A 24139-nucleotide genomic window follows, 5' to 3' on the forward strand; every position below is an offset into this window, starting at 1 on the left:
CCGCTTCCAATAAAAGTACAGCACGCCGATTCAGAGCAGCACCACGTCATATTGTTCCTGGGAGTACATGGTTTCGACCTGGAAACGGATAGTCCGTCCGATAAACCCTTCCAGCTCCGCAACGTTCCCCGACTCTTCGTCAAGCAACCGATCAACTACTTTTTGATTGGCCAGCACTCTATAGCCCACAGCCTCGTAAGCTCGAGCCTCGCGCAGGATCTCGCGGAAAATTTCATAGCAAACCGTTTCCGGAGTCTTCAACTTGCCGCGGCCCTGACAACTGCTGCACGGTTCGCACAGCACCTGCTCAAGACTTTCGCGGGTACGCTTGCGGGTCATCTGCACCAGGCCCAATTCGGTAATACCGATAATGTTGGTCTTGGCGTGATCACGCTCCAGCTGCTTTTCCAGCGTGCGCAACACCTGGCGCTGGTGCTCCTCGTCCTCCATGTCGATGAAGTCGATGATGATAATTCCGCCGAGATTGCGCAGGCGCAGTTGACGGGCAATCGCCGTCGCGGCCTCGAGGTTGGTCTTGAAGATTGTCTCTTCAAGGTTGCGATGGCCGACAAAAGCCCCGGTGTTGACGTCGATGGTGCTCATGGCTTCCGCCGGATCGACCACCAGATAGCCGCCGGACTTGAGCGGCACTTTGCGCTCCAGGGCCTTCTGGATCTCGTCTTCGACACCGTACAGATCAAAAATCGGCCGCTCGCCGGGATAGTGCTCAAGGCGGTCGGCGATTTCCGGCATCAGTTCGGCGACGAACTGAGTGGTTTTCTGGAAGGTTTCCCGGGAATCGATGCGAATTTTCTCAATCTTCGGGCTGACCAGATCGCGCAAGGTGCGCAAGGCCAGGCCCAGGTCTTCATAAATGACGCTCGGCGCACTGATGGTCTTGATCTGCTCCGCGATCTGATCCCACAGTCTTCGCAGGTAGCGGATGTCCATCAGGATCTCATCGGCCCCGGCGCCTTCAGCGGCCGTACGCAGGATGAAGCCACCGGCTTCCTTGATACCTTCCTTCGCCACGCAGTCGCTGACCACCTGCTTGAGCCGCTCGCGCTCGGCTTCGTCTTCGATCTTCAAGGAAATGCCGACGTGGGCGGTGCGCGGCATGTACACCAGATAACGCGACGGAATAGACAACTGAGTGGTCAAGCGCGCGCCCTTGGAACCGATTGGATCCTTGGTGACTTGCACGACAAGGCTTTGCCCTTCATGGACCAGGGCGCCGATGCTTTCCACCGCAGGGCCTTCACGCATGGAGATTTCCGAAGCGTGAATAAATGCCGCGCGGTCCAGACCGATATCGACGAACGCCGCCTGCATACCTGGCAGAACCCGGACCACCTTGCCTTTATAGATGTTGCCGACGATCCCGCGCTTCTGGGTGCGCTCGACATGAACCTCTTGCAAAACACCGTTTTCAACCACCGCCACGCGCGATTCCATCGGCGTGATGTTGATCAGAATCTCTTCACTCATGGCAGGGTCTCGCTCAAGCGTATTCACGATAATGGCCGCGTCAGTCAGGTACGGCGCTTAGCGCACTGTAAGGTTTTGCCAACAGGGTATGCCGAAATGGCCGAGTAGTTCTGCGGTTTCGCACACCGGCAGGCCAACGACCGCTGAATAACTGCCATTGAGCCCTGCGACAAACACCGCACCCAGCCCCTGAATCCCATAACCCCCGGCCTTATCCTGCGGCTCGCCACTGGCCCAATAGGCCGCTGCTTCTTCGCCACTGATCGACCGAAACCGCACCAGACTGCGAACCACGCGCGACTCACAACGTTGACCGTCGAGCACGGCTATCGCGGTCAGCACTTCATGTTCGCGGTCGGACAGGGCCATAAGCATGGCCAGGGCATCTGCTTCATCAACCGGCTTACCGAGAATGTGCCCGTCAAGTACCACGGCGGTATCTGCACCCAGCACACAAATCGGCGCGTCGGATTCGCTGACCGCAAGCACCCCGTGCCCGGCTTCAGCCTTGCCGCGAGCCAGACGCTCGACATAGGCCGCCGGAGATTCGTCAATCAGAGGGGTTTCATCGATATCCGCGCTGATAGCGGTAAAAGGCACGCCGATCTGCGTCAGCAGTTCACGTCGACGTGGTGAGCCAGAGGCCAGATAAAGCGGATACATCAAGACATCTCCCTGTCGAGGTGTGGGTAGGGTCTGTTGACGCTTGGTGACGAACCGCCACCAAGCGTCAACAGACCCCAAGCCTGACCGGATCAATTGATTTTGTAGCGCCGACTCAATCCACGCAAACCGAAGCTGACCCACGGCCAGAGTAAAGCACTGACCAATGCTGGCAATACCAGCGCCAGAGTCGGCTGGCGGTTACCGGTCAAAGCACTGAGCCACAGCTGAACCAGCTGGGCCAGGCCGAAGATCACAAGTATCACCAGACTTTGCTGCCACATCGGGAACATGCGCAAACGCTGCTGCAATGACAGCACCAGGAAAGTGATCAAGGTCAGAATCAAGGCGTTCTGCCCGAGCAACGTACCGTACAGCACGTCTTCCGCCAGACCGAGACACCAGGCAGTGACCATGCCGACCTTGTGCGGCAGCGCCAGAGTCCAGAACGCCAACAGCAGCGCCAGCCACAGTGGCCGGAGAATTTCCATGAACTGCGGCAACGGCGAAACGCTGAGTAACAAGCCAATGGCAAAGGTCAGCCAGACCATCCAGCCATTGCGCGAATGAATACCTGCCATTACTGCCTCTCCCGAGTGGTGGCCGCCGGAGCCGCAGCAGGTGGCTTCGCCGCTGCCGGGGTAGCCGGTTTGACGGGATGCGCACGGGTATGGGCAACCGGTTTGGCTGGCACGGCAGCAGACGCTGGCGTTGCAACAGCCGGAGCTACAGCTGGCACTGGCGGCGTGACAGGTTTGGGAACGGTCGCCGGAATTATCGGGGCGGTACCGTTTTGCCGATCTTGCGCTTCCTGAGCCTGTGCGGCGTCGTTGGCTCGCTCTTCGGCGGTACGGTTATCGCTGAACACCAGCAACAAATAACGACTACGGTTCAGCGCTGCGGTTGGAACTGCCCGAACGATCGCGAATGGCTGGCCGGAGTCATGAATCACTTCCTTGACCGTCGCCACCGGGTAGCCCGCCGGGAATCGCTGACCGAGGCCGGAGCTGACCAACAGGTCGCCTTCCTTGATGTCTGCGGTATCCGCCACATGGCGCAACTCCAGGCGCTCCGGATTGCCGGTACCGCTGGCGATGGCGCGCAGACCGTTACGGTTCACCTGGACCGGGATACTGTGGGTCGTGTCGGTCAACAGCAACACACGGGAGGTATATGGCATCAACTCGACCACCTGGCCCATCAACCCGCGGGCATCGAGCACCGGCTGGCCGAGGACCACACCGTCACGCTCACCTTTATTGATGATGATGCGATGGGTGAACGGATTGGGGTCCATGCCGATCAACTCGGCCACTTCGACCTTTTCGTTGACCAGCGCGGAAGAATTGAGCAACTCGCGCAGCCGAACGTTCTGCTCGGTCAAGGCCGCCAGTTTTTGCATGCGGCCCTGCAACAGCAGGTTTTCGGTCTTGAGTTTTTCGTTTTCGGCGACCAGCTCGGTACGGCTGCCAAATTGACTGGCAACACCTTGCAATAGCCGCTGTGGCAGGTCGGTGATCCAGTAAGACTGCATCAGCACCAGCGACATCTGGCTACGCACCGGCTTGAGCAGTGTGAAGCGGGCATCGACCACCATCAGCGCGACCGATAGCACGACCAGCACCAACACGCGCACGCCCAATGAGGGGCCTTTGGCGAAAAGCGGTTTAATAAGCCGCTCCTCCCAGGCAAATGTTCTCGTTATTCATACGGCATCAAACCGGCCTGGAGCAGATTGACAGAAGATGAACGCCAACAGGCAGCACTGCAAAGTGCTGCCTGAGAGCGGAACAGCATAGATGCATCCCGCGAAATTACTCGCTGGAAAGCAGATCCATCGTGTGCTTATCCATCATTTCCAATGCACGGCCACCGCCGCGAGCAACGCAAGTCAGCGGGTCTTCGGCAACGATTACCGGCAGACCGGTTTCCTGGGCCAGCAACTTGTCCAGGTCACGCAGCAAGGCGCCACCACCGGTCAGCACCAGACCACGCTCGGCGATATCGGAAGCCAGTTCCGGAGGCGATTGCTCCAGAGCGCTCTTCACGGCCTGAACGATGGTTGCCAGGGACTCTTGCAGAGCTTCCAGCACTTCATTGGAGTTCAGGGTAAATGCGCGTGGAACGCCTTCAGCCAGGTTACGACCGCGAACATCGACTTCACGGACTTCGCCGCCCGGGTAGGCCGTACCGATTTCCTGTTTGATGCGCTCAGCGGTGGACTCACCGATCAGGCTGCCGTAGTTACGACGCACATAGGTGATGATCGCTTCGTCGAAGCGGTCGCCGCCAACCCGTACGGATTCAGCGTAAACCACACCATTGAGGGAGATCAGCGCAATTTCAGTGGTACCACCACCGATATCGACGACCATCGAGCCGCGGGCTTCTTCAACTGGCAGACCGGCACCAATGGCAGCAGCCATTGGTTCTTCGATCAGGAACACTTCACGGGCACCGGCACCCAGAGCCGATTCACGGATGGCGCGACGCTCAACCTGGGTGGATTTGCATGGAACGCAGATCAGCACACGAGGGCTAGGCTGCAGAAAGCTGTTTTCGTGAACCTTGTTGATAAAGTACTGCAGCATTTTTTCGCAGACGCTGAAGTCGGCGATCACGCCGTCCTTCATCGGACGAATGGCAGCAATGTTGCCGGGTGTACGGCCGAGCATGCGCTTGGCTTCAGTGCCGACGGCAACGACACTTTTCTGATTACCGTGCGTCCGAATGGCCACAACCGATGGTTCATTCAGGACGATACCGCGCTCACGCACGTAAATAAGGGTGTTGGCAGTGCCCAGGTCAATTGAAAGATCGCTGGAAAACATGCCACGCAGTTTCTTGAACATGGGGAAGGGACCCTAGGCAACGCGTGGGTAAAAAAGTGCGGCAAACTCTAACAACGACAGGGATTTTGGGCAAGGCGCCAATATGTTAAATTGGCCGCTTTTCTGTGCACCAAGCCCCACAATCGCGGCCTTATGACCGTAGAAATGCGGTAGTGTTCCGACAATCTAACACACGGATAGCATCCGTTCTGTTTTCCACTGGAGAATCCCATGGCGCTTGAACGCTCCGACGTGGAAAAAATCGCTCATCTGGCCTGTCTTGGCCTCAATGAAGCCGATCTTCCACATATTACTTCCGCCCTGAACAGTATTCTCGGCCTGGTCGATGAAATGCAGGCTGTGAATACCGACGGTATCGAGCCTCTGGCCCACCCACTGGAAGCCAGCCAACGCCTGCGCGCAGACGTCGTGACTGAGTCCAATCATCGCGAGGCCTATCAGTCCATCGCACCAGCGGTCGAAAACGGCCTGTATCTGGTTCCGAAAGTCATCGACTAAAGGGAAAGAGCCTGCAATGCATCAATTGACTCTGGCCGAGATCGCCCGCGGACTCGCCGACAAAAAGTTTTCCTCCGAAGAGCTGACCAAGGTTCTGCTGGCGCGTATCGCCCGGCTCGACCCGCAGCTCAACAGCTTCATCAGCCTCACCGAGGACCTGGCGCTCCAGCAGGCGAAAGCCGCTGACGCACGCCGGGCCAACGGTGAGAGCGGTGCCCTGCTCGGCGCGCCGATCGCTCACAAAGACCTGTTCTGCACCCAGGGCATTCGCACCAGCTGCGGCTCGAAGATGCTCGACAACTTCAAGGCGCCGTATGACGCCACCGTGGTCGCCAAACTGGCTGCCGCCGGCGCCGTCACGCTGGGCAAGACCAACATGGACGAATTCGCCATGGGCTCGGCCAACGAATCGAGCTACTACGGCGCAGTGAAAAACCCGTGGAACCTGGAACACGTTCCAGGCGGTTCGTCCGGCGGTTCAGCGGCGGCGGTTGCCGCTCGTCTGTTGCCTGCGGCGACCGGCACTGACACCGGTGGCTCGATCCGACAGCCGGCAGCACTGACCAACCTCACCGGCCTGAAACCGACCTACGGTCGTGTTTCGCGCTGGGGCATGATCGCTTACGCCTCCAGCCTCGATCAGGGCGGTCCGTTGGCGCGTACCGCTGAAGACTGCGCGATCCTGCTGCAAGGCATGGCCGGTTTCGATCCGCAGGACTCAACCAGCATCGACGAGCCCGTGCCGGATTACAGCGCCAGCCTCAACGGTTCGCTCAAGGGCCTGCGCATCGGCGTACCGAAGGAGTACTTCAGCGCCGGTCTCGATCCACGCATCGCCGAGCTGATCCACAACAGCGTCAAGGAGCTGGAAAAGCTCGGCGCGCTGGTCAAGGAAATCAGCCTGCCGAACATGCAGCACGCGATCCCTGCGTACTACGTGATCGCTCCAGCAGAGGCGTCCTCCAACCTGTCGCGTTTTGACGGTGTGCGTTTCGGCTATCGCTGCGAAGACCCGAAAGACCTGACCGACCTTTATAAACGTTCGCGCGGTGAAGGTTTCGGCCCGGAAGTGCAGCGCCGGATCATGGTCGGCGCCTACGCGCTGTCGGCCGGTTACTACGACGCCTACTACCTGAAGGCGCAAAAGATTCGTCGCCTGATCAAGAACGACTTCATGGCTGCCTTTAATGAGGTCGATATCATCCTCGGCCCAACCACGCCGAACCCGGCCTGGAAACTCGGCGCCAAGAACAGCGACCCGGTCGCTGCGTACCTGGAAGACGTCTACACCATCACCGCCAACCTTGCGGGCCTGCCGGGCTTGTCCATGCCAGCCGGTTTCGTCGATGGTCTGCCGGTCGGCGTGCAATTGCTCGCCCCGTACTTCCAGGAAGGCCGTCTGTTGAACGTCGCCCACCAGTATCAGCTCAACACTGACTGGCACACCCGCACCCCGACAGGCTTCTGAGGAGAAACACATGCAATGGGAAGTCGTGATCGGGCTGGAGATTCATACCCAGCTCGCCACCCAATCGAAGATTTTCTCCGGTAGCGCCACCACGTTTGGCTCCGAGCCGAATACCCAGGCCAGCCTGGTAGACCTGGGCATGCCCGGCGTCTTGCCGGTGCTGAACCAGGAAGCGGTGCGCATGGCGGTGATGTTCGGCCTGGCGATCGATGCACACATCGGCCAGCACAACGTGTTCGCCCGCAAAAACTACTTCTACCCGGATTTGCCCAAGGGCTACCAGATCAGCCAGATGGAGTTGCCGATCGTCGGCAAAGGCCATTTGGACATCCCGCTGGAAGACGGCACGGTCAAACGCGTCGGCATCACCCGCGCGCATTTGGAAGAAGACGCCGGCAAGAGCCTGCATGAAGAGTTCAGCGGCGCCACCGGCATCGACCTGAACCGCGCTGGCACGCCGCTGCTGGAGATCGTCTCCGAGCCGGACATGCGTAGCGCCAAGGAAGCCGTGGCTTACGTCAAGGCAATCCACGCACTGGTGCGTTACCTGGGCATCTGCGACGGCAACATGGCCGAAGGCTCGCTGCGTTGCGACTGCAACGTGTCGGTCCGCCCCAAAGGCCAGGTTGAATTCGGCACGCGCTGCGAGATCAAGAACGTCAACTCGTTCCGCTTCATCGAGAAGGCGATCAACACCGAAGTGCGTCGCCAGATCGAGTTGATCGAAGATGGCGGCAAGGTCATTCAGCAGACCCGCCTGTACGATCCGAACAAAGACGAAACCCGCGCCATGCGCAGCAAAGAGGAAGCCAACGACTACCGTTACTTCCCCGATCCGGACCTGTTGCCGGTGGTCATCGAGGACTCGTTCCTCACCGACATCCGCGCCACCTTGCCGGAATTGCCACCGCAGAAACGCGAGCGCTTCCAGGAGCAGTTCGGGCTGTCGGTCTACGACGCCAGCGTGCTGGCTTCGAGCCGTGAGCAAGCGGATTACTTCGAGAAAGTCGTGAGCATCGGCGGCGACGCCAAGCTGGCGGCCAACTGGGTCATGGTCGAGCTGGGCAGCCTGTTGAACAAACAAGGTCTGGAAATCGACGAAGCGCCGGTTTCAGCCGAGCAGTTGGGTGGTATGTTGCTGCGCATCAAGGACAACACCATCTCCGGCAAGATCGCCAAGATGGTCTTTGAAGGCATGGCCAACGGCGAAGGCAGCGCTGACGAGATCATCGACAAGCGTGGTCTGAAGCAAGTAACCGACACCGGCGAAATCTCCAAAGTGCTCGACGAGATGCTCGCGGCCAACGCCGAACAGGTCGAACAATACCGCGCGGCTGATGAAGCCAAACGCGGCAAGATGTTCGGCTTCTTCGTCGGTCAGGCGATGAAAGCATCGAAAGGCAAGGCCAACCCGCAACAAGTCAACGAACTGCTGAAAAGCAAGCTCGAAGGCTGACCACAGTGATCGTTCCCACGCTCTGCGTGGGAATGCAGCCCGTGACGCTCTGCGTCACAACAGCGGACGCGGAGCGTCCAGTGAGGCATTCCCACGCAGAAGCGTGGGAACGATCGGCGAACGATCAACTTCGGGAGTCCCCTATGAAGCGTCTGTTTAGCGCTTGCGCCCTGCTCTCTCTGCTGGCCGGTTGTGCCAGCCATGACATCGATCCACGCGGTTATGACGAAACGGGCGGCGCGTCCTATTACGGTGCCAAGCATCATGGCAAACGTACCGCCAGTGGCGAACCCTTCAACCAGCACGCCCTGACCGCCGCTCATCGCCAACTGCCGTTCGGCACACGAGTGAAAGTCACCAATCTGAACAACGACAAGACCGTGGTGGTACGCATCAACGACCGCGGGCCGCATGTGCGCGGCCGTTTGATCGACTTGTCACGTGATGCTGCCGCACAATTGGGGATGCTGCGCAGTGGCACCACGCGGGTTCGCGTGCAAGCCTTGAACAACTGAGCCGCGGAGCCCTGACCATATTCGGATTAGCCGATTTACCGCTGCTCAAAGTGATCCAGTTGCTCTGTGGTCTGGTACTGTTGATCGCCGGCGCCGAACTGCTGGTCCGCGCCGCCGTACGCCTGGCGACCCGGCTGAAAGTCCGCCCACTGATCATCGGCCTGACCATCGTCGCCTTCGGCAGCAGTGCCCCACAGATGGCCGTGAGCCTGCAAGCAACCTTATCGGAAAACACCGACATCGCCGTCGGCAGCGTTATCGGCAGCAACATCTTCAACGTCCTGGTCACCCTTGGCCTCTCGGCACTGATCATTCCACTGCGGGTTTCCCGGCAACTGGTGCGGCTGGACATTCCGTTGATGATCGGCGCCAGCCTGCTGGTATTCGTACTGGCCCACAACGAAGAGCTGACACCACTGGATGGGGCGGTGCTGCTGATGGCACTGGTTCTGTATCTCGGGCTGTTGCTGCGCCAGTCGCGGCGTGCTGCTCGCCCTCAACACAACCACGACAATGGAACGTCCAGGATTCGCGCCCCCTGGTTCAGCAGCCTGGTGATGATGCTGGGCGGGTTGGCCCTGCTGGCGTACGCCGGCCATCTGCTGCTCGATGCGGCAGTCAAGGTCGCTACCGAGCTTGGGTTATCGGAGCGAATCATCGGGCTGACCATCATTGCAGTCAGCACCTCGCTGCCGGAGCTTGCCACCTCACTGATCGCCGCCTTACGCGGTCAACGCGATATCGCCGTGGGCAATGTGATCGGCAGCAACCTGTTCAACCTGCTGGGGGTGTTGGGCGTCACCGCGCTGGTGGCGCCAACACCTTTATCTGTGTCGCCCAATGCGCTGGATTTCGACCTGCCGGTAATGCTCGGGGTCGCCGTGCTGTGCTTGCCGGTGTTCTATTCGGGCTACCGGATTACCCGCGCCGAGGGTGTGCTGTTTCTGAGCTTGTATCTGGCTTACGGACTACACGTGGTGTCGTTCACCACTGGCATGCCGCTGGCCGGCAAGCTGGAACACTTGATGCTGTTTTTCGTCCTGCCGGCGCTGGTGGCATTTCTGCTGTTCACGTCACTGAGCGCCAGGCGCCGCCAACACAAGAGGGAATCGCTATGACCGACAACAAGCCTACGCCTTCAAAAGCAGCAGGTGTCGAAATACGTCGCCAGGTGATGGGCGACGCCTTCGTCGACCGCGCGCTGGGCAATGCCACCGAGTTCACCCAACCGTTGCAGGACTTCGTCAATGAACATGCCTGGGGCAGTGTCTGGAACCGCGAAGGTTTACCGCTGAAAACCCGCAGCCTGATTACCCTCGCCGCCCTCACCGCGCTCAAATGCCCGCAGGAACTCAAAGGCCACGTACGCGGCGCACTGAACAACGGCTGCACCGTAGAAGAAATTCGCGAAGCGCTGCTGCACTGTGCGGTGTATGCCGGTGTGCCGGCCGCAATCGATGCGTTTCGTGCGGCGCAGGAAGTGATTGATGAGTATCAGCAGGCCGAGTAATTAGCCGGGATTTTCGGTGGCAGATCCGACTTGCCCGCGATTGGATCTAAAGAGCTATGAAGATCCAAGGCCTAGATCCACCCACCCCACTGCAACAGAAATATCCCGATATTGGTGGTCACTGCCGCCATCAACGTGGTGATCACGATGATGGCGGCCGCCAATTCGTGATTGCCGTTGGCCTGTCGGGCCATGACGAAACTGGCGGCGGCAGTCGGGCTGCCGAAGTACAGAAACAGAATCCCCAACTCCGCCCCGCGAAAGCCGCAGAGCCAGGCCCCAGATGTAGCCAGCACCGGCAAACCAATCATCTTCACCAGGCTTGCGCTCAACGCCAGCTCACCACTTTTGCGCAACGCCGCCAGCGACAGCGTGCCACCGATGCAAATCAGTGCCAGTGGCAAAGTCGTCTGCGCCAGATACCCGCCGGAGGTTTCCAGCCAGTTGGGCAGGCCTATCCGGAAATAGGCGAACGGCGCCGCGGAAAACACGCTGATGATCAGCGGGTTGCTGAACACGCTTTTGCAGACGCTCCATGGATCAGACTTGATGACCGGACTGTAGACCGCCAGCACAATGGTCGAGAGGGTGTTGTAGAACACAATCACCAGCCCCGCGAGAATCGCCCCGAGAGAAATCCCGTAGCTGCCATACATACTCGCTGCCAAGGCCAGACCAATAACACCGTTGTTGCCACGAAACGCGCCCTGGGCGTAGATCCCACGGTCTTCCTGCGGGCAGCGCCAGATCGCCCAACCCCAGGCAATGGCAAAACCGACCAACGTGGCGATGGCGAAATAGATCAGCAATGATGGCTGCAACGCCGAATGCAGATCGGCATGCAGGATGCCGAGAAACAACAACGCCGGCATGGTGACGTTGAACACCAGTGCCGACGCGGTGTGGATAAAGTTGTCGTCGATCCAGCCGATGCGTTTGAGCAACACACCCAAAAACAACATGGCAAACACTGGCGCGGTGATATTCAGTGTTTCGAGAAAGATTGCCAGCATGCCTGGTGAACCTTGTGCCTGTCATTAGGGGGCTAATGATAAGCCAGCAGCGACAGATAAGCCGCATCGCAATCCAGGATCGTTCCCACGCGCGAGCGTGGGAATAATCATAAGGTCAGGTAATCGGCGCCGGATTGAACAGCGTGATGTCGTTGTGCAATTTGTGCTTCTCGGCCCAGGTCTGTTTCTTGCCGCTGGCGACGTCCAGGTAGAAGTGGAACAGCTCCCACCCCAGCTCTTCGATGCTGGCGCGGCCGGTGGCAATGCGCCCGGCATCGATGTCGATCAGGTCCGGCCAGCGCTGGGCCAGTTCGGTACGGGTCGAGACCTTCACCACCGGTGCCATAGCCAGGCCATAAGGCGTACCCCGCCCGGTAGTGAACACATGCAGGTTCATCCCGGCCGCCAGTTGCAGGGTGCCACAGACAAAATCACTCGCCGGCGTCGCGCAGAAGATCAGGCCTTTACGCTTGAAGCGTTCGCCCGGACCAAGCACGCCGTTAATCGCGCTGCTGCCGGATTTGACGATGGAGCCCAACGACTTCTCGACGATATTCGACAACCCGCCCTTCTTGTTGCCCGGCGTGGTATTGGCGCTGCGATCCGCTTCACCCTTGGCCAGGTAACGGTCGTACCAGTCCATCTCGCGCACCAACTCCTGCGCCACCTCCTCGGTTTCGGCGCGCGAGGTCAGCAAGTAGATGGCATCGCGCACTTCGGTCACTTCGGAAAACATCACCGTCGCACCTGCTCTTAACAGCAAGTCCGAGGCATAACCGAGCGCCGGGTTGGCGGTGATCCCGGAAAACGCATCACTGCCGCCGCACTGCATGCCGAGAATCAATTCGGACGCCGGCACGGTTTCGCGACGGCGCTGGTCGAGTTTCTTCAAACGGGTTTCGGCCAGCGCCATGATCTGTTCGATCATCTCGGTGAAACCGTGGCTGGAGTCCTGCAAGCGATACAACCACGGCTCACTGAGGTCCACCGAGCTGTCGTTCTCATGCATCACCTGGCCGGCCTGCAACTTCTCGCAACCCAGACTGATGACCAGCGCTTCGCCGCCCAGATTCGGGTTGCGCGCCAGATTGCGCACGGTGCGGATCGGGATGTAGGCATCGGTGGCGGTAATCGCCACACCGCAGCCATAGCTGTGGGTCAGCGCCACCACATCATCGACATGCGGGTACTTGGGCAGCAGCTCGTCGCGTATACGCTTGACCGCATGATTCAGCACACCGGTCACACACTGCACGGTGGTGGTGATACCCAGAATATTGCGCGTGCCAACAGTGCCGTCGGCATTGCGATACCCCTCGAACGTGAAGCCTTGCAGTGGTGCTTGTGCAGCCGGTACCTCGGTGGACAGCGGCAAACTGTCCAGCGGCGGCGCGGTGGGCATGCGCAGTTGATCTTCCTTGACCCAGCTGCCACGCGGGATCGGCTGCAAGGCGTAACCGATGGTCTGACCGTAACGAATCACCTGGCCGCCTTCGGGAATATCTTCCAGCGTCACCTTGTGGCTTTGCGGGACGAAATCCACAGTCACCAGGCCGTCCGGGAACTCGGTACCGGCCGGCACACCCTGGTCGTTGACCACGATCACTACATTATCCAGCTCGTGCAGACGGATGTAGCGCGGCGAGTCGGAATGTTCAATCAACTGCATGACGCCGCTCCTCAGGAATGAGCTTGAGAAAATTTATTAAGTTCCGGGCCGGCACTCGGCGGCTCCTTGAGCACCACGCGTTTGATCGGGCCGACGATCACCAGATAACTGAAGACCGCCACCAGCGCATTGCAACCGACAAACACCAGCGCCCATTTGAATGAACCGGTAGAGCTGATGATGTAGCCGATCACGATCGGCGTGGTAATCGAAGCGATGTTGCCGAACATGTTGAACAGGCCACCACTGAGGCCGGCGATCTGTTTCGGCGAGGTATCGGACACCACCGCCCAACCGAGCGCGCCAACACCTTTACCGAAGAACGCCAGGGCCATGAAACCCACCACCATCCACTCGATATCGACGTAGTTGCAGGCCACGATGCTGGTGGATAACAGCAAACCGCCAATAATCGGTGCCTTGCGGGCGAAGGTCAGGGAATGACCTTTGCGCAGTAGGTAGTCGGAAATAATCCCGCCCAATACGCCGCCGATAAAACCGCAGATGGCCGGCAAAGAAGCGATGAAACCCGCCTTCAAAATGGTCATGCCGCGCTCCTGAACCAGGTACACCGGGAACCAGGTCAGGAAGAAGTAGGTGATACCGTTGATGCAGTATTGGCCCAGGTACACGCCGAGCATCATCCGGTTGCTCAGCAACTGACGTACGTAGTCCCATTTCGGACCGTCGGTGCGCTTGCCCTTGCCTTTGTCCTGATCCATGTCGACCAGGCCGCCGTTATCGGCGATGTGTTTGAACTCGGCGTCGTTGATCATCGGATGCTGGCGCGGGCTGTGGATAATTTTCAGCCAGACCAGCGAGAACACAATGCCGATTGCGCCCATTACCACGAACACATGCTGCCAGCCGAAGCGGTAGACGATCCAGCCCATCAGCGGGGCGAAGATCACCGTGGCAAAGTATTGCGCCGAGTTGAAGATCGCCGACGCCGTTCCGCGCTCTGCAGTCGGAAACCAGGCCGCAACGATGCGCGCATTACCGGGGAAGGATGGCGCTTCGGCCAGGCCCACCAGAAAGCGCAGCATGAACAATGCGACGATGGCGGTGGATACACCGATCTCACCCACATAGCCTTGCAGCACGGTGAACAGCGACCAGGTGAAAATGCTTAGGGCATAGACTTTTTTCGAACCGAAACGGTCGAGCAGCCAGCCGCCGGGGATTTGCCCGGCCACGTAGGCCCAGCCAAATGCGGAGAAGATATAGCCGAGGGTGACGGCGTCGATGCCAAGGTCTTTTTGCAGACTGGAGCCTGCGATGGCGATGGTTGCGCGGTCGGCGTAGTTGATTGTGGTCACCAGAAACAGCATGAGCAAAATCAAATAGCGGACATGCGTCGGCTTGGTCGCTTGCATGTAGATGTACTCCCACTAATTATTTTTTTTGCGGGTAATGATTTTTGATTTCTGTAGGAGCGAGCTTGCTCGCGATGGTCGTCAACGATAACGCGGGGCATCAGGAATACCGCGGTAATTTCGAGTGCATCGCGAGCAATCGAGCGTCGACCGGCTGCTCCTACAGGGTGGTGCGTGTTACGAACCGACGTAGCTGGTTTTTACAACGGTGTAGAACTCCTGCGCATAGCGACCTTGCTCGCGAGAACCATAGGATGAACCTTTTCGACCACCAAACGGCACATGGTAATCAACGCCGGCGGTCGGCAAATTGACCATCACCATCCCGGCCTGGGAGTGGCGCTTGAAGTGGTTGGCGTACTTCAGCGAGGTAGTGGCGATGCCCGCCGACAGACCGAATTCGGTGTCGTTGGCCATGGCCAGCGCTGCCTCGTAATCCGCTACACGAACGATATTGGCCACCGGTCCGAAGATCTCTTCACGGCTGATGCGCATCTGGGCCGAGCTGTCGGCAAACAGCGTCGGTGCGAGGAAGTAGCCTTCGGTATCGCAGGTCACCAGGCCACCGCCACTGACCAGTCGCGCACCTTCGGACTGGCCGATGTCGATGTACTTCAGATCCTGTTCAAGCTGCGCTTGAGAGACCACCGGACCGATATCGGTTCCGGACTTCAACGCATGGCCGACCTTGATCGAGCGCATACGCTCGGCCATGGCTTCGACGAATGTATCGTGAATCCCTGCGGTGACGATAAAACGGCTCGAGGCGGTGCAACGCTGCCCGGTGGAGTAGAACGCGCTCTGTACCGCCAGCTCGACCGCTTGCTTGAGGTCGGCATCGTCGAGAATGATCTGCGGGTTCTTGCCGCCCATTTCCAGTTGCACTTTAGCCTGGCGCGATACACAGCTGACCGCGATCTGCCGACCCACGCCGACCGAGCCAGTGAAGCTGATGCCGTCGACTTTCGGGCTGTTGACCATAGCGTCACCGATCACTCGGCCGCTGCCCATCACCAGGTTGAACACGCCAGCGGGGAAGCCTGCGCGGGAGATGATTTCCGCCAACGCCCAAGCGCAACCCGGCACCAGGTCGGCCGGTTTGAGCACCACGCAATTACCGTAGGCCAACGCCGGGGCGATCTTCCAGGCTGGAATGGCAATCGGGAAGTTCCACGGCGTGATCAGACCGACCACACCCAGGGCTTCGCGGGTGACTTCAACGTTGACGCCCGGACGCACCGACGGCAGGTAATCGCCCGACAAGCGCAGGCATTCACCGGCGAAGAACTTGAAGATGTTGCCGGCGCGGGACACTTCGCCAATAGCCTCGGGCAACGTTTTGCCCTCTTCCCGAGCGAGCAGCGTGCCGAGTTCTTCGCGACGGGCGAGGATCTCGCTGCCGACTTTATCCAGCGCATCACTGCGCGCCTGAATACCGGACGTCGACCAGGCCGGGAACGCGGCACGGGCAGCGTCGATGGCGGCGTGTACCTGAGCCAGGTCGGCCTTGGCGTATTCGCCAATGACATCGGACAACTCGGATGGATTGATATTGGTCGAGTAGTCGGTACCAGCGACCCATTGGCCGCCGATGTAGTTATCGAATCGTTTTGTATCTGACACGAGCAATCTCCTTGCACGATGGCCGCTGATTGCTCGGCGGCCCAGGAAAATTCTTACTGCGGACCTTGCTTGTCGATCAGCGCAGCCAGTGCTTCGTATTCTTCTGGCAGCAGATCAGTCAGCGGAGTGCGCACAGGGCCTGCGTCATAGCCGGCAATTTTTGCTCCGGCCTTGACGATGCTCACCGCGTACCCGGCCTTGCGGTTGCGGATATCCAGGTACGGCAGGAAGAAGTCATCGATGATTTTGCCGACGGTGGCGTGATCTTCACGGGCGATGGCGTGATAGAAATCCATCGCGGTTTTCGGAATGAAGTTGAACACCGCCGAGGAGTAAACCGGTACGCCCAACGCCTTGTAAGCCGCGGCGTAGACCTCTGCGGTCGGTAAGCCACCAAGGTAGCTGAAGCGATCACCGAGGCGACGACGGATCGACACCATCAACTCGATATCACCCACGCCATCCTTGTAGCCGATCAGATTCGGGCAGCGTTCAGCCAGACGTTCCAGCAACGGCGCGGTCAGACGGCAGACATTGCGGTTATAGACAATCACGCCGATTTTTACCGATTTGCACACCGCCTCAACGTGGGCGGCGACGCCGTCCTGGCTGGCTTCAGTCAGGTAATGCGGCAACAGCAACAAACCTTTGGCGCCCAGGCGCTCGGCTTCTTGAGCGTATTCGATGGCCTGGCGGGTAGAGCCGCCGACACCGGCAAGGATCGGCACACTGGCGGCGCAGGTGTCGACGGCCGTCTTGATGACTTGCGAATACTCGCTGGCCGCCAGGGAGAAGAACTCACCGGTGCCACCCGCCGCGAACAAGGCCGAGGCGCCATACGGGGCCAGCCACTCGAGACGCTTGATGTAGCCAGCGCGATGGAAGTCGCCCTGGGCATTGAAATCGGTCACCGGAAAAGACAGCAGACCGGAAGAGAGGATGGACTTCAGTTCTTGTGGATTCATTATTCGAACACCCTGGGAAGCACGTTGTGATGAAGAGGTACGTCAGTCTTGGCTGATGTCGTACGTCATCGTACAACTTAAATTATAATCGTCAACTGCAATTCATCGTCGATGCTGAGATCTGGGCAGGAACTGCTTTCCAATGGCGTGCCGATTGCCAAGGGCGACATAGAATGACAAGGGGGGGTTCAAGGCCAAGCCAGTTGGAGGGCAACTGGCGATGAGAGTGGATCGTTCGATTCTAAAGACCGGCTGAGTTTCAAGCCTTGCACTGCACCTGTGGCGAGTAGGCTTGCCCTAATGCCGTTCAGTTAAGGAAATATAGGTCCCTATTGTAGGAGCGAGCTTGCTCGCGATGGACTCAAGGGCGGCACGTTTATTCAGAAAATACGCGTTATCGTTAACGTCCATCGCGAGCAAGCTCGGCTCCTACAAAAAGCTGCGCTCGCTTAACTGAACGGCATTAGGGCTTGCCCACTCGCCACAGGTCATTGTTCAAACCAGAAATTGTACTCCCCCATCTACCCCCGCTGCGCCTGCGCCTCTTCATGGGCGTGGCGCAGACGTTCGCGGCTATTGGTCAGGTGCAAACGCATGGCCGCACGGGCTGCGTCCGAGTCCTGGCGAGCAATCGCTTCATAAATTTCTTCGTGTTCACGACTCAAACGGCTCATGTAGTGCTGCTGGTCATCATGGGCCAGACGCGCGGAGTTGAGCCGGGTGCGAGGAATGATGCTGGTGCCCAGGTGGGTCATGATGTCAGTGAAGTAACGGTTGCCGGTGGCCAGTGCGATCTGCAGATGAAACTGGAAATCCGACGCTACCGCATCACCGGCACGGGCGGCACTTTCGTTCAGCGCATCCAGTGCTGCGCGCATCGCCGCTAACTGCTCGGCGCTACGACGTTGCGCCGCGAGGCCGGCAGACTCCACTTCCAGACTGATACGCAGCTCAAGAATCGCCAACACATCACGCAAGGTCACCACGGTCGCCGGATCGATACGAAAACCGCTCGGGCTCGGTGTGTCCAGCACAAAGGTGCCGATACCGTGGCGAGTCTCGACCTGCCCTGCGGCCTGCAAGCGCGAAATCGCTTCGCGCACCACGGTGCGGCTGACGCCATGAGCCTCCATGATCGCCGACTCGGTGGGCAGCTTGTCACCGCGCTGCAGCTGACCGTCGCGGATCTGCTCGGACAACACCGTCACCAACTCTTGCGCAAGGCTGCGACGTTTGCGCGGAAGGCGTGGCGCCTCGATCTGGTTTTCCATGGTGAACATCTTTCTCGGCAAACGGCTGAACCCGTATCATAGCTCAACCGGGTTGTACGATCACTGTTGACTACGCCGTCACCGCTTGCTCGACCAAGTGACCACCCTCGATGCGCACATGCCGTGGGTGGAAACGCTTGAGACTGCTGCGATGCCCGACGCTGACGATACTCAAGCCCGGCAACTGATGAATCAAGGCTTGATAAAGCGCCGCTTCGTCTTCTTCGTCCATCGCCGAGGTGGCTTCATCCATGTACAGCCAATGCGGGGCATAGAGCAGCGCGCGGGCAAAGGCCAAGCGTTGCTGTTCGCCCGGCGACAACATGCGCTGCCAGTGATTGCTCTCATCCAGACGCGGGATCAGGTGCGGTAAACGGCAGGTTTCCAGCACTTGCACATAACGCTCGTGAGGATAAACGTCACCCGGCTGTGGATAACTCAGGGCGTCGCGCAGGCTTCCAATCGGCAAATAAGGCTTTTGCGGCAGGAATAGATAGCGCTGGGCCGGCAAGCGGATATTGCCGTGGCCGCTGGGCCAGAGGTGACCCATGGCCCGCAGCAAGGTACTTTTGCCGCTACCGGAACGGCCGCTGAGCATCAGTCGCTCACCCGCCGCAACACTCATGTTGGCGCCGGCCAGCAAATGACGGCCGTCGGCCAGGTCCAGCCCCAGGTTGTGCACTTTCAGCTCATCGCCCTGGCTTTGCACATCGATCGCCGGCGGCCGCTCTTCGTTTTCGCTCATGGCCTGGTGAAAGCTCAGCAACCGGTCACAGGTAGCGCGCCACGCTGCGAGCTCGGAGTACGCGGTGATGAACCAGCTGAAGTTCTCCTGAACGTTGCCGAACGCCGAGTTGATTTGCATCAGCTCGCCGAGCTCGATCTTGCCGGTAAAGTAACGCGGTGCCGCGACAATGAACGGGAAGATAATAGCAATCTGACCATAACCGGCTGTGAAGAATGTCAGGCGTTTTGACACCCTCATGATCTCCCAGAAGTTCTGCCAGACCATGCCAAAGCGGGTACTCAGCCGTTTGTTCTCGTTGGGTTCGCCGTTATACAGCGCAATGCTCTCGGCATTTTCACGGACCCGGACCAGGGAAAAACGCAGGTCAGCTTCAAAGCGTTGTTGCTGGTTGTTCAAGCTGATCAGGCGCCGGCCGATCAAATGAGTCAGCCAACTGCCGACTACCGCATACACCAGCGCGCACCAGAACATGTAACCGGGAATGGTGTAGCCGAAGACTTCGATACTACCCGACACGCCCCAGAGAATGATCGAGAACGAGACCAGACTGACCACGGTGCGGATCAACCCCAACCCAAGGCTCAAGGTGTTGGAGGTGAAGCTGTTGAGGTCTTCGGAAATCCGTTGGTCCGGGTTATCGGTATAACCGCCCTGCTCCAACTGGTAGTAGTTCTTGCTTCCAAGCCAGCGGGCAAAATGATGCTCGGTCAGCCAGGCCCGCCAGCGGATGGTCAGCATCTGCGTCAGGTACAACCGATACACCGCCCCGAGGATCGCCACTGCGGCAATCCCGCAGAAATACAGAATCAACTGCCAGAACGCCGCATCGTCCTTCTTTTGCAGCGCGTTATAGAAGTCTTTGTACCAACTGTTGATCCACACCGAGATCGCCACGCTGAACAATGACAGCGCGATCACGGCTATTAACAGCGTCCATGCCTTACCCTTCTCCTCACTGCGCCAGTACGGCGTAGTCATGCGCCAGACCCGCCGCAGGAATTGCCCACTCACAGCGTCGTTGACCGCAGAATATTCAGCGTTCTGATTCATTGTTCAGGCTCTATAGGGAAAAGAACACGCGTCGAGCCGATCATAGATGATCAGCCCGGGTTATCGCGAGTCTGGAGATATTCGTTCAGCGCCCGTTCAGCGGCGAACGGGACGTTTCTGCAGTTTGCGCTGCAGGGTACGACGGTGCATGCCCAGGGCGCGGGCAGTGGCGGAGATGTTGCCTTCGTGCTCGGTCAGCACGCGCTGGATGTGCTCCCATTGCAGACGGTCCACCGACATCGGGTTTTCCGGCACCAGGGTGTCGAGGTCGGCATGCTCGGAAAGCAGAGCTGCCAGCACGTCATCGGCATCCGCCGGTTTGCACAGATAATTGCAGGCGCCGCGCTTGATGGCCTCGACCGCCGTGGCGATGCTCGAATAGCCCGTCAGGATCAACACGCGCATTTCCGGGTCGAGCTCGAGCAGCTTGGGCAGCAGCACCAATCCCGAGTCGCCGTCCATTTTCAGATCCAGTGCGGCGTAGTCCGGAATGTCCTGCTGGGCGATGGTCAGCCCCTCTTCGGCAGAACCTGCGGTGCTCACGCGAAAACCGCGGCGGTTCATGGCGCGCGCCATGACGCGGGTGAAGGTAGCGTCATCGTCTACCAGCAATAAATGCGGCAGTTCTTCGCCTTCGACTTGGATCTCGTCACTCATGTTCGTCTCCTCGGGCGACACGGGGCAGGCGCAGCTCGGTGAGCGTACCGCCTTCCTCATGACTATAGAGTTTCACTGAGCCGCCGGCGCGTGTCACGCTGGCCTTGCTCAAAAACAGGCCCAGGCCGAAACCTTTGCCCTTGGTGGTAAAAAATGGCTTGCCGATTTGCTCGGCAATCGCCAGCGGCACACCGGCGCCGTGGTCGCGAATACTGATGGTGAGGTTTTCGGCGTCCCAATCCAGATGCACTTCCAGGCCTTCGGGGCAGGCATCGGCGGCATTGTTCAGCAGATTGAGCAACGCCTGGGTCAGGTCCGGCGGCGGCGCCAATCGCGGCACCGGGCCCTGGCCCAGACGCTGGAGGCGGTAACTGGCCTCCGGACGCATCAGGTGCCAGCGGTTCAGCGCTTCGTCGAGCCAGTCGGTGACGTCTTGCATGTCCACCGCCAAACGGCGATTGGCTTCAGCGGCGCGGACCAATTGCTGCAAGGTCTCTTTGCACAGCTTTACCTGGTCCTGGAGCACGCTCAAATCATCCTGCAGCAACGGGTCGTGGTGGTCCTGACGCATTTCCTTGAGCAGCACGCTCATGGTCGCCAGCGGCGTGCCCAATTCATGGGCGGCACCGGCGGCTTGCGTGGCCACGGCCAGCAGTTGTTGATCGCGCAGGCCTTCTTCGCGGCGGATCGCCCGCAACTCTTCCTGACGACGCAGTTCCTCGGCCATCCTCGCCGCGAAGAACGTAATCACCGCCGCTGCCAGGGCAAAGCTCAACCACATGCCGTAGATCTGCATCTTCTCCCGGGCGATCGGGAAGGTATCCAACGGGTAGAACTGCGCCAGCAGCAAGGTGTACATCGCCAAGGCGATGCCGGAGAGAACCACCGAATAACGCCAAGGCAAGGTCACTGCGGCGATGGTCAGCGGCACCAGGTAATAGGAAACGAAAGGGTTGGTCGAGCCGCCAGAGAAGTACAGCAAGGCACTGTGGATAAACAGGTCGCAGGCCAGTTGAAGGGCGTATTCCAGCTCAGTCACCGGCCACGATGTGCGCAGGCGAATGGCGGTGAAAGCGCACAGCACCATGGAAAAACCGAGGGTCACCGCCAATTGCAGCCAGGGCAACGGCAGCAAATCGAACCAGTAGGCGAGCCCCACCGAACCGGCTTGGGCGGCCAGTACCAGCGTGCGGATAAAAGTCAGACGCCAAAGGTTCTGGCGAGTGGCGGAAAGCAATTGAACGGGGGCGAGCATGAGCTCTCCTGATGAGCGCTCCAGGCGGATCGCGATGAGTATAACCAAGCCGCGCCTCCCACAGGCAAACTGCGGCAAACGGCCACAGTCCAGTCGGGATCTTCGGCGGCTGTCAGGGCGCCTCGCAGGCAAGCCTCGCTCCTGCAGGGACCGCGCAATATGTAGGAGCGAGGCTTGCCTGCGATCGACCGCGAAGCGGTCGTCATCAGCCTTAGATGTATAGAAGTTGTAACCAGGTGAACCGGAGAATAGAAGCTACAGTCTGATGGTTTCACGCAGGCTCGGACCATAGCCCCTGCGGATTGCACTCAAGGAGTTTCCATGCATACATTCAGCCGCAGCGCTGCCCTACTTGCCCTAAGCACTGGCGCCCTCGCCAGCCTGCCGGCCCTGGCCGCCGATGAGCTTCATTACAACCAGATTTCCCTGCGCGCCGAAGTCAGCCAGGAAGTCGCCCGCGACCTGATGATCGTGACCCTCTACAGCGAACAGCAGAATACCGACCCGGCCAAACTCGCCGCCGACATCAGCACCACCATCAACAAGGCGCTGGGCCAGGCTCGTCAGGTCAAGGACATCACCTTGCGTCAGGGCAGCCGCAACAGTTACCCGATCTACGACACCAAAGGCCAGAAAATCACCGGCTGGCGCGAACGTGCCGAACTGCGCCTGGAAAGCCCGGACTTCGCCGCGCTGTCCAGGCTGACCGGCGAACTGCTGACGGACCTGAAAATGGGCGGCATGGATTTCGCCATTGCCAACCCGACCCGCAAGGCCAGCGAAGACGCCTTGCTCAAAGAGGCTGTCGGCGCCTTCAAGGCCCGCGCACAACTGGCCACCGAGGCACTGGGCGGCAAGGGTTACAAAATCGTCAACCTGAACCTCAACAGCAACGGTTACCCGCGCCCCTACATGCGCGCACCGATGATGATGAAAGCCGCCAGCATGGATTCAGCGCCGGTGACCCCGGAAGTCGAACCCGGCACCAGCCAGGTCAGCATGACGGCCGATGGTTCGATTGAAGTGTTGATGCCTTAATCGTTCCCACGCTCTGCGTGGGAATGCCTCACTGGACGCTCTGCGTCTGCTCTTGTGACGCGGAGCGTCACGGGCTGCATTCCCACGCAGAGCGTGGGAACGATCATCCCTCTCGCTACGGATTGACCCGGTAGGCCTGATCCAGCGCCTTATCCACCAACAGCTTGCTCAACTCGATCATCTGATAAATCCCCAACACCACACTGCGTCGCGAGTCTTCGAGATCGAAGGCCAGGTCGCAGGCGATGGCATTGGCGCTTGCGAGAGTCTCGGAGGCACTGGCCAGCAGCAATTCGGTGTCGAGGTCGGGGGCTACGATGAAGATATTGACCGACCGCGTGCCAGGGGATTTATCAAGTGATGGCGCCAGGTAATGATCAAGGGCCCGATCCGCAGCGGCTCGGGCCTTGAGCAGGTCTTCGGCGCTCAGAACATCCGGGATTGGCGTGGTTATATTGAAGGGTGGGTCTGGGACGATCTTGTCCATGCATAAGCTCCTACTTGCAAATGGGAGCCATCATTTACCGTTTCCACACGGCAAATAGGTGGTAGCTGTACGCGGGGTGGAAAACCGGTTAGTAGGCACCCGGCCAGACCGAAATCTGCCCACGCACAGCCGCCGTAACGCAGTTTGCAGACGAAAGAAGACATCGGTAACGTTTACGATGGTGAGGCTATGCGGCTACTAAAGGTTCCAGGTTTCCACACCTGATCGCTGATACGCAGCGACAGCCAAAGGTTATGCGCTGCCCCAAACCCAACGCAACCGCCAAAACTCGTCGGAAAATTCTCCCCCGCAGACTCGGCCGACAGCGCTTTCTGTAGGGAAAGCGAGTACACCCCACAAACAGGCCGGCTGTCAGGCCGCCATCATCGCGGGCAAGCCTCGCTCCTACAGTTTTTTCCGATCACGCAACGTGCGACCGACTCAGACCTGTAGGAGCAAGGCTGAACTGGTCAAGTAATCCCGGACACCGATTACGGTGTTTATGCCGCTTTTTGCTCCATGGCTATTGGCGACAGA

At 59.2% G+C, this 24139-nt stretch carries 22 protein-coding genes; 7 read left to right on the plus strand and 15 right to left on the minus strand.

Going from position 1 to position 24139, the window contains the following annotated elements:
• Nucleotides 1-30: 30 nt before the first annotated feature.
• The 5 genes from rng to mreB form a co-directional block, all read right to left on the minus strand.
• Nucleotides 31-1488: a ribonuclease G gene (gene rng / locus AC07UI_RS26095; RefSeq protein WP_494995196.1), complete on the minus strand. Its 1458-nt coding sequence runs from the start codon at nt 1486-1488 to the stop codon at nt 31-33.
• A 57-nt stretch (nt 1489-1545) separates the two neighbouring features.
• Entirely contained in the window at nt 1546-2151 is a 606-nt protein-coding gene (locus AC07UI_RS26100; protein ID WP_494995197.1) for a Maf family protein, read from the minus strand.
• Between the two features lie 92 nt (nt 2152-2243).
• Nucleotides 2244-2732, minus strand: coding sequence for a rod shape-determining protein MreD (mreD, locus tag AC07UI_RS26105; RefSeq protein ID WP_494995198.1), 489 nt, complete (start codon nt 2730-2732; stop codon nt 2244-2246).
• Nucleotides 2732-3823, minus strand: a complete 1092-nt coding sequence (mreC, locus tag AC07UI_RS26110) for a rod shape-determining protein MreC (protein ID WP_494995216.1) — start codon at nt 3821-3823, stop codon at nt 2732-2734. Before mreC ends, mreD begins: the two co-directional genes overlap by 1 nt.
• A 142-nt stretch (nt 3824-3965) precedes the next feature.
• The gene (gene mreB / locus AC07UI_RS26115; protein ID WP_002555108.1) at nt 3966-5003 is read right to left on the minus strand and encodes a rod shape-determining protein MreB; all 1038 of its coding nucleotides are present in this window, start codon (nt 5001-5003) and stop codon (nt 3966-3968) included.
• A gap of 210 nt (nt 5004-5213) precedes the next feature.
• Here mreB and gatC point away from each other — a divergent pair, with 210 nt between their 5' ends.
• The 6 genes from gatC to AC07UI_RS26145 all read left to right on the plus strand — a co-directional run bounded on the left by gatC (nt 5214) and on the right by AC07UI_RS26145 (nt 10450).
• Nucleotides 5214-5501 (plus strand): Asp-tRNA(Asn)/Glu-tRNA(Gln) amidotransferase subunit GatC, encoded by a 288-nt coding sequence (gene gatC, locus AC07UI_RS26120; RefSeq protein WP_003197816.1) that lies wholly within the window; start codon nt 5214-5216, stop codon nt 5499-5501.
• Between the two features lie 16 nt (nt 5502-5517).
• Nucleotides 5518-6969, plus strand: coding sequence for an Asp-tRNA(Asn)/Glu-tRNA(Gln) amidotransferase subunit GatA (gene gatA, locus AC07UI_RS26125; protein WP_494995199.1), 1452 nt, complete (start codon nt 5518-5520; stop codon nt 6967-6969).
• 10 nt (nt 6970-6979) lie between these two features.
• Nucleotides 6980-8425, plus strand: a complete 1446-nt coding sequence (gene gatB, locus AC07UI_RS26130; RefSeq protein WP_494995200.1) for an Asp-tRNA(Asn)/Glu-tRNA(Gln) amidotransferase subunit GatB — start codon at nt 6980-6982, stop codon at nt 8423-8425.
• Nucleotides 8426-8568: 143 nt separating this feature from the next.
• The gene (locus AC07UI_RS26135; RefSeq protein WP_494995201.1) at nt 8569-8940 is read left to right on the plus strand and encodes a septal ring lytic transglycosylase RlpA family protein; all 372 of its coding nucleotides are present in this window, start codon (nt 8569-8571) and stop codon (nt 8938-8940) included.
• Between the two features lie 50 nt (nt 8941-8990).
• The gene (locus tag AC07UI_RS26140; protein WP_494995202.1) at nt 8991-10058 is read left to right on the plus strand and encodes a calcium/sodium antiporter; all 1068 of its coding nucleotides are present in this window, start codon (nt 8991-8993) and stop codon (nt 10056-10058) included.
• Nucleotides 10055-10450, plus strand: a complete 396-nt coding sequence (locus AC07UI_RS26145; RefSeq protein WP_494995203.1) for a carboxymuconolactone decarboxylase family protein — start codon at nt 10055-10057, stop codon at nt 10448-10450. The genes AC07UI_RS26140 and AC07UI_RS26145 overlap by 4 nt, the downstream gene beginning before the upstream one ends.
• 71 nt (nt 10451-10521) lie before the next feature.
• Here AC07UI_RS26145 and AC07UI_RS26150 read toward each other — a convergent pair whose 3' ends face one another.
• The 9 genes from AC07UI_RS26150 to AC07UI_RS26190 all read right to left on the minus strand — a co-directional run bounded on the left by AC07UI_RS26150 (nt 10522) and on the right by AC07UI_RS26190 (nt 22077).
• Nucleotides 10522-11463 (minus strand): AEC family transporter, encoded by a 942-nt coding sequence (locus AC07UI_RS26150; RefSeq protein ID WP_494995204.1) that lies wholly within the window; start codon nt 11461-11463, stop codon nt 10522-10524.
• 115 nt (nt 11464-11578) lie between these two features.
• Nucleotides 11579-13132 (minus strand): galactarate dehydratase, encoded by a 1554-nt coding sequence (gene garD / locus AC07UI_RS26155; RefSeq protein ID WP_494995205.1) that lies wholly within the window; start codon nt 13130-13132, stop codon nt 11579-11581.
• 11 nt (nt 13133-13143) lie between these two features.
• Nucleotides 13144-14508 carry an MFS transporter gene (locus AC07UI_RS26160; RefSeq protein WP_494995206.1) on the minus strand — a complete coding sequence of 455 codons (1365 nt, stop codon included), beginning with the start codon at nt 14506-14508 and terminating at the stop codon, nt 13144-13146.
• A gap of 177 nt (nt 14509-14685) precedes the next feature.
• Nucleotides 14686-16131 carry an aldehyde dehydrogenase family protein gene (locus AC07UI_RS26165; protein WP_494995207.1) on the minus strand — a complete coding sequence of 482 codons (1446 nt, stop codon included), beginning with the start codon at nt 16129-16131 and terminating at the stop codon, nt 14686-14688.
• 53 nt (nt 16132-16184) lie between these two features.
• Entirely contained in the window at nt 16185-17096 is a 912-nt protein-coding gene (kdgD, locus tag AC07UI_RS26170; protein ID WP_494995208.1) for a 5-dehydro-4-deoxyglucarate dehydratase, read from the minus strand.
• 521 nt (nt 17097-17617) lie between these two features.
• Complete coding sequence (locus tag AC07UI_RS26175; RefSeq protein ID WP_494995209.1) at nt 17618-18367, minus strand: FadR/GntR family transcriptional regulator; 750 nt, start codon at nt 18365-18367, stop codon at nt 17618-17620.
• A 70-nt stretch (nt 18368-18437) separates the two neighbouring features.
• Entirely contained in the window at nt 18438-20165 is a 1728-nt protein-coding gene (locus tag AC07UI_RS26180) for an ABC transporter ATP-binding protein/permease (protein WP_494995210.1), read from the minus strand.
• Between the two features lie 96 nt (nt 20166-20261).
• Entirely contained in the window at nt 20262-20822 is a 561-nt protein-coding gene (locus AC07UI_RS26185) for a response regulator transcription factor (protein WP_494995211.1), read from the minus strand.
• A complete protein-coding gene (locus AC07UI_RS26190) occupies nt 20815-22077 on the minus strand; it encodes an ATP-binding protein (protein WP_494995212.1) in 1263 nt (420 codons plus the stop codon). The genes AC07UI_RS26185 and AC07UI_RS26190 overlap by 8 nt, the downstream gene beginning before the upstream one ends.
• 321 nt (nt 22078-22398) lie before the next feature.
• On the opposite strand from AC07UI_RS26190, the gene AC07UI_RS26195 reads away from it, so the two are divergent.
• Nucleotides 22399-23115: an SIMPL domain-containing protein gene (locus AC07UI_RS26195; RefSeq protein WP_494995213.1), complete on the plus strand. Its 717-nt coding sequence runs from the start codon at nt 22399-22401 to the stop codon at nt 23113-23115.
• Nucleotides 23116-23230: 115 nt separating this feature from the next.
• On the opposite strand, the gene AC07UI_RS26200 is transcribed toward AC07UI_RS26195, so the two are convergent.
• Nucleotides 23231-23602 (minus strand): DUF6124 family protein, encoded by a 372-nt coding sequence (locus tag AC07UI_RS26200; protein WP_494995214.1) that lies wholly within the window; start codon nt 23600-23602, stop codon nt 23231-23233.
• Nucleotides 23603-24139: the final 537 nt, after the last annotated feature.

The organism is Pseudomonas sp. GW821-FHT04C07, assembly GCF_059420325.1.

What these genes read in the sequence shown, in the direction of transcription:
- AC07UI_RS26195 (WP_494995213.1), top strand. Translation starts at nt 22,399, where the DNA reads ATGCATACATTCAGCCGCAGCGCTGCCCTACTTGCCCTAAGCACTGGC.
- AC07UI_RS26145 (WP_494995203.1), top strand. Translation starts at nt 10,055, where the DNA reads ATGACCGACAACAAGCCTACGCCTTCAAAAGCAGCAGGTGTCGAAATA.
- AC07UI_RS26200 (WP_494995214.1), bottom strand. Translation starts at nt 23,602, where the DNA reads ATGGACAAGATCGTCCCAGACCCACCCTTCAATATAACCACGCCAATC.
- AC07UI_RS26150 (WP_494995204.1), bottom strand. Translation starts at nt 11,463, where the DNA reads ATGCTGGCAATCTTTCTCGAAACACTGAATATCACCGCGCCAGTGTTT.
- garD (WP_494995205.1), bottom strand. Translation starts at nt 13,132, where the DNA reads ATGCAGTTGATTGAACATTCCGACTCGCCGCGCTACATCCGTCTGCAC.
- AC07UI_RS26175 (WP_494995209.1), bottom strand. Translation starts at nt 18,367, where the DNA reads ATGGAAAACCAGATCGAGGCGCCACGCCTTCCGCGCAAACGTCGCAGC.
- AC07UI_RS26160 (WP_494995206.1), bottom strand. Translation starts at nt 14,508, where the DNA reads ATGCAAGCGACCAAGCCGACGCATGTCCGCTATTTGATTTTGCTCATG.
- kdgD (WP_494995208.1), bottom strand. Translation starts at nt 17,096, where the DNA reads ATGAATCCACAAGAACTGAAGTCCATCCTCTCTTCCGGTCTGCTGTCT.
- mreD (WP_494995198.1), bottom strand. Translation starts at nt 2,732, where the DNA reads ATGGCAGGTATTCATTCGCGCAATGGCTGGATGGTCTGGCTGACCTTT.
- AC07UI_RS26180 (WP_494995210.1), bottom strand. Translation starts at nt 20,165, where the DNA reads ATGAATCAGAACGCTGAATATTCTGCGGTCAACGACGCTGTGAGTGGG.
- rng (WP_494995196.1), bottom strand. Translation starts at nt 1,488, where the DNA reads ATGAGTGAAGAGATTCTGATCAACATCACGCCGATGGAATCGCGCGTG.
- AC07UI_RS26135 (WP_494995201.1), top strand. Translation starts at nt 8,569, where the DNA reads ATGAAGCGTCTGTTTAGCGCTTGCGCCCTGCTCTCTCTGCTGGCCGGT.
- gatA (WP_494995199.1), top strand. Translation starts at nt 5,518, where the DNA reads ATGCATCAATTGACTCTGGCCGAGATCGCCCGCGGACTCGCCGACAAA.
- gatB (WP_494995200.1), top strand. Translation starts at nt 6,980, where the DNA reads ATGCAATGGGAAGTCGTGATCGGGCTGGAGATTCATACCCAGCTCGCC.
- gatC (WP_003197816.1), top strand. Translation starts at nt 5,214, where the DNA reads ATGGCGCTTGAACGCTCCGACGTGGAAAAAATCGCTCATCTGGCCTGT.
- AC07UI_RS26190 (WP_494995212.1), bottom strand. Translation starts at nt 22,077, where the DNA reads ATGCTCGCCCCCGTTCAATTGCTTTCCGCCACTCGCCAGAACCTTTGG.
- AC07UI_RS26100 (WP_494995197.1), bottom strand. Translation starts at nt 2,151, where the DNA reads ATGTATCCGCTTTATCTGGCCTCTGGCTCACCACGTCGACGTGAACTG.
- mreB (WP_002555108.1), bottom strand. Translation starts at nt 5,003, where the DNA reads ATGTTCAAGAAACTGCGTGGCATGTTTTCCAGCGATCTTTCAATTGAC.
- AC07UI_RS26185 (WP_494995211.1), bottom strand. Translation starts at nt 20,822, where the DNA reads ATGAGTGACGAGATCCAAGTCGAAGGCGAAGAACTGCCGCATTTATTG.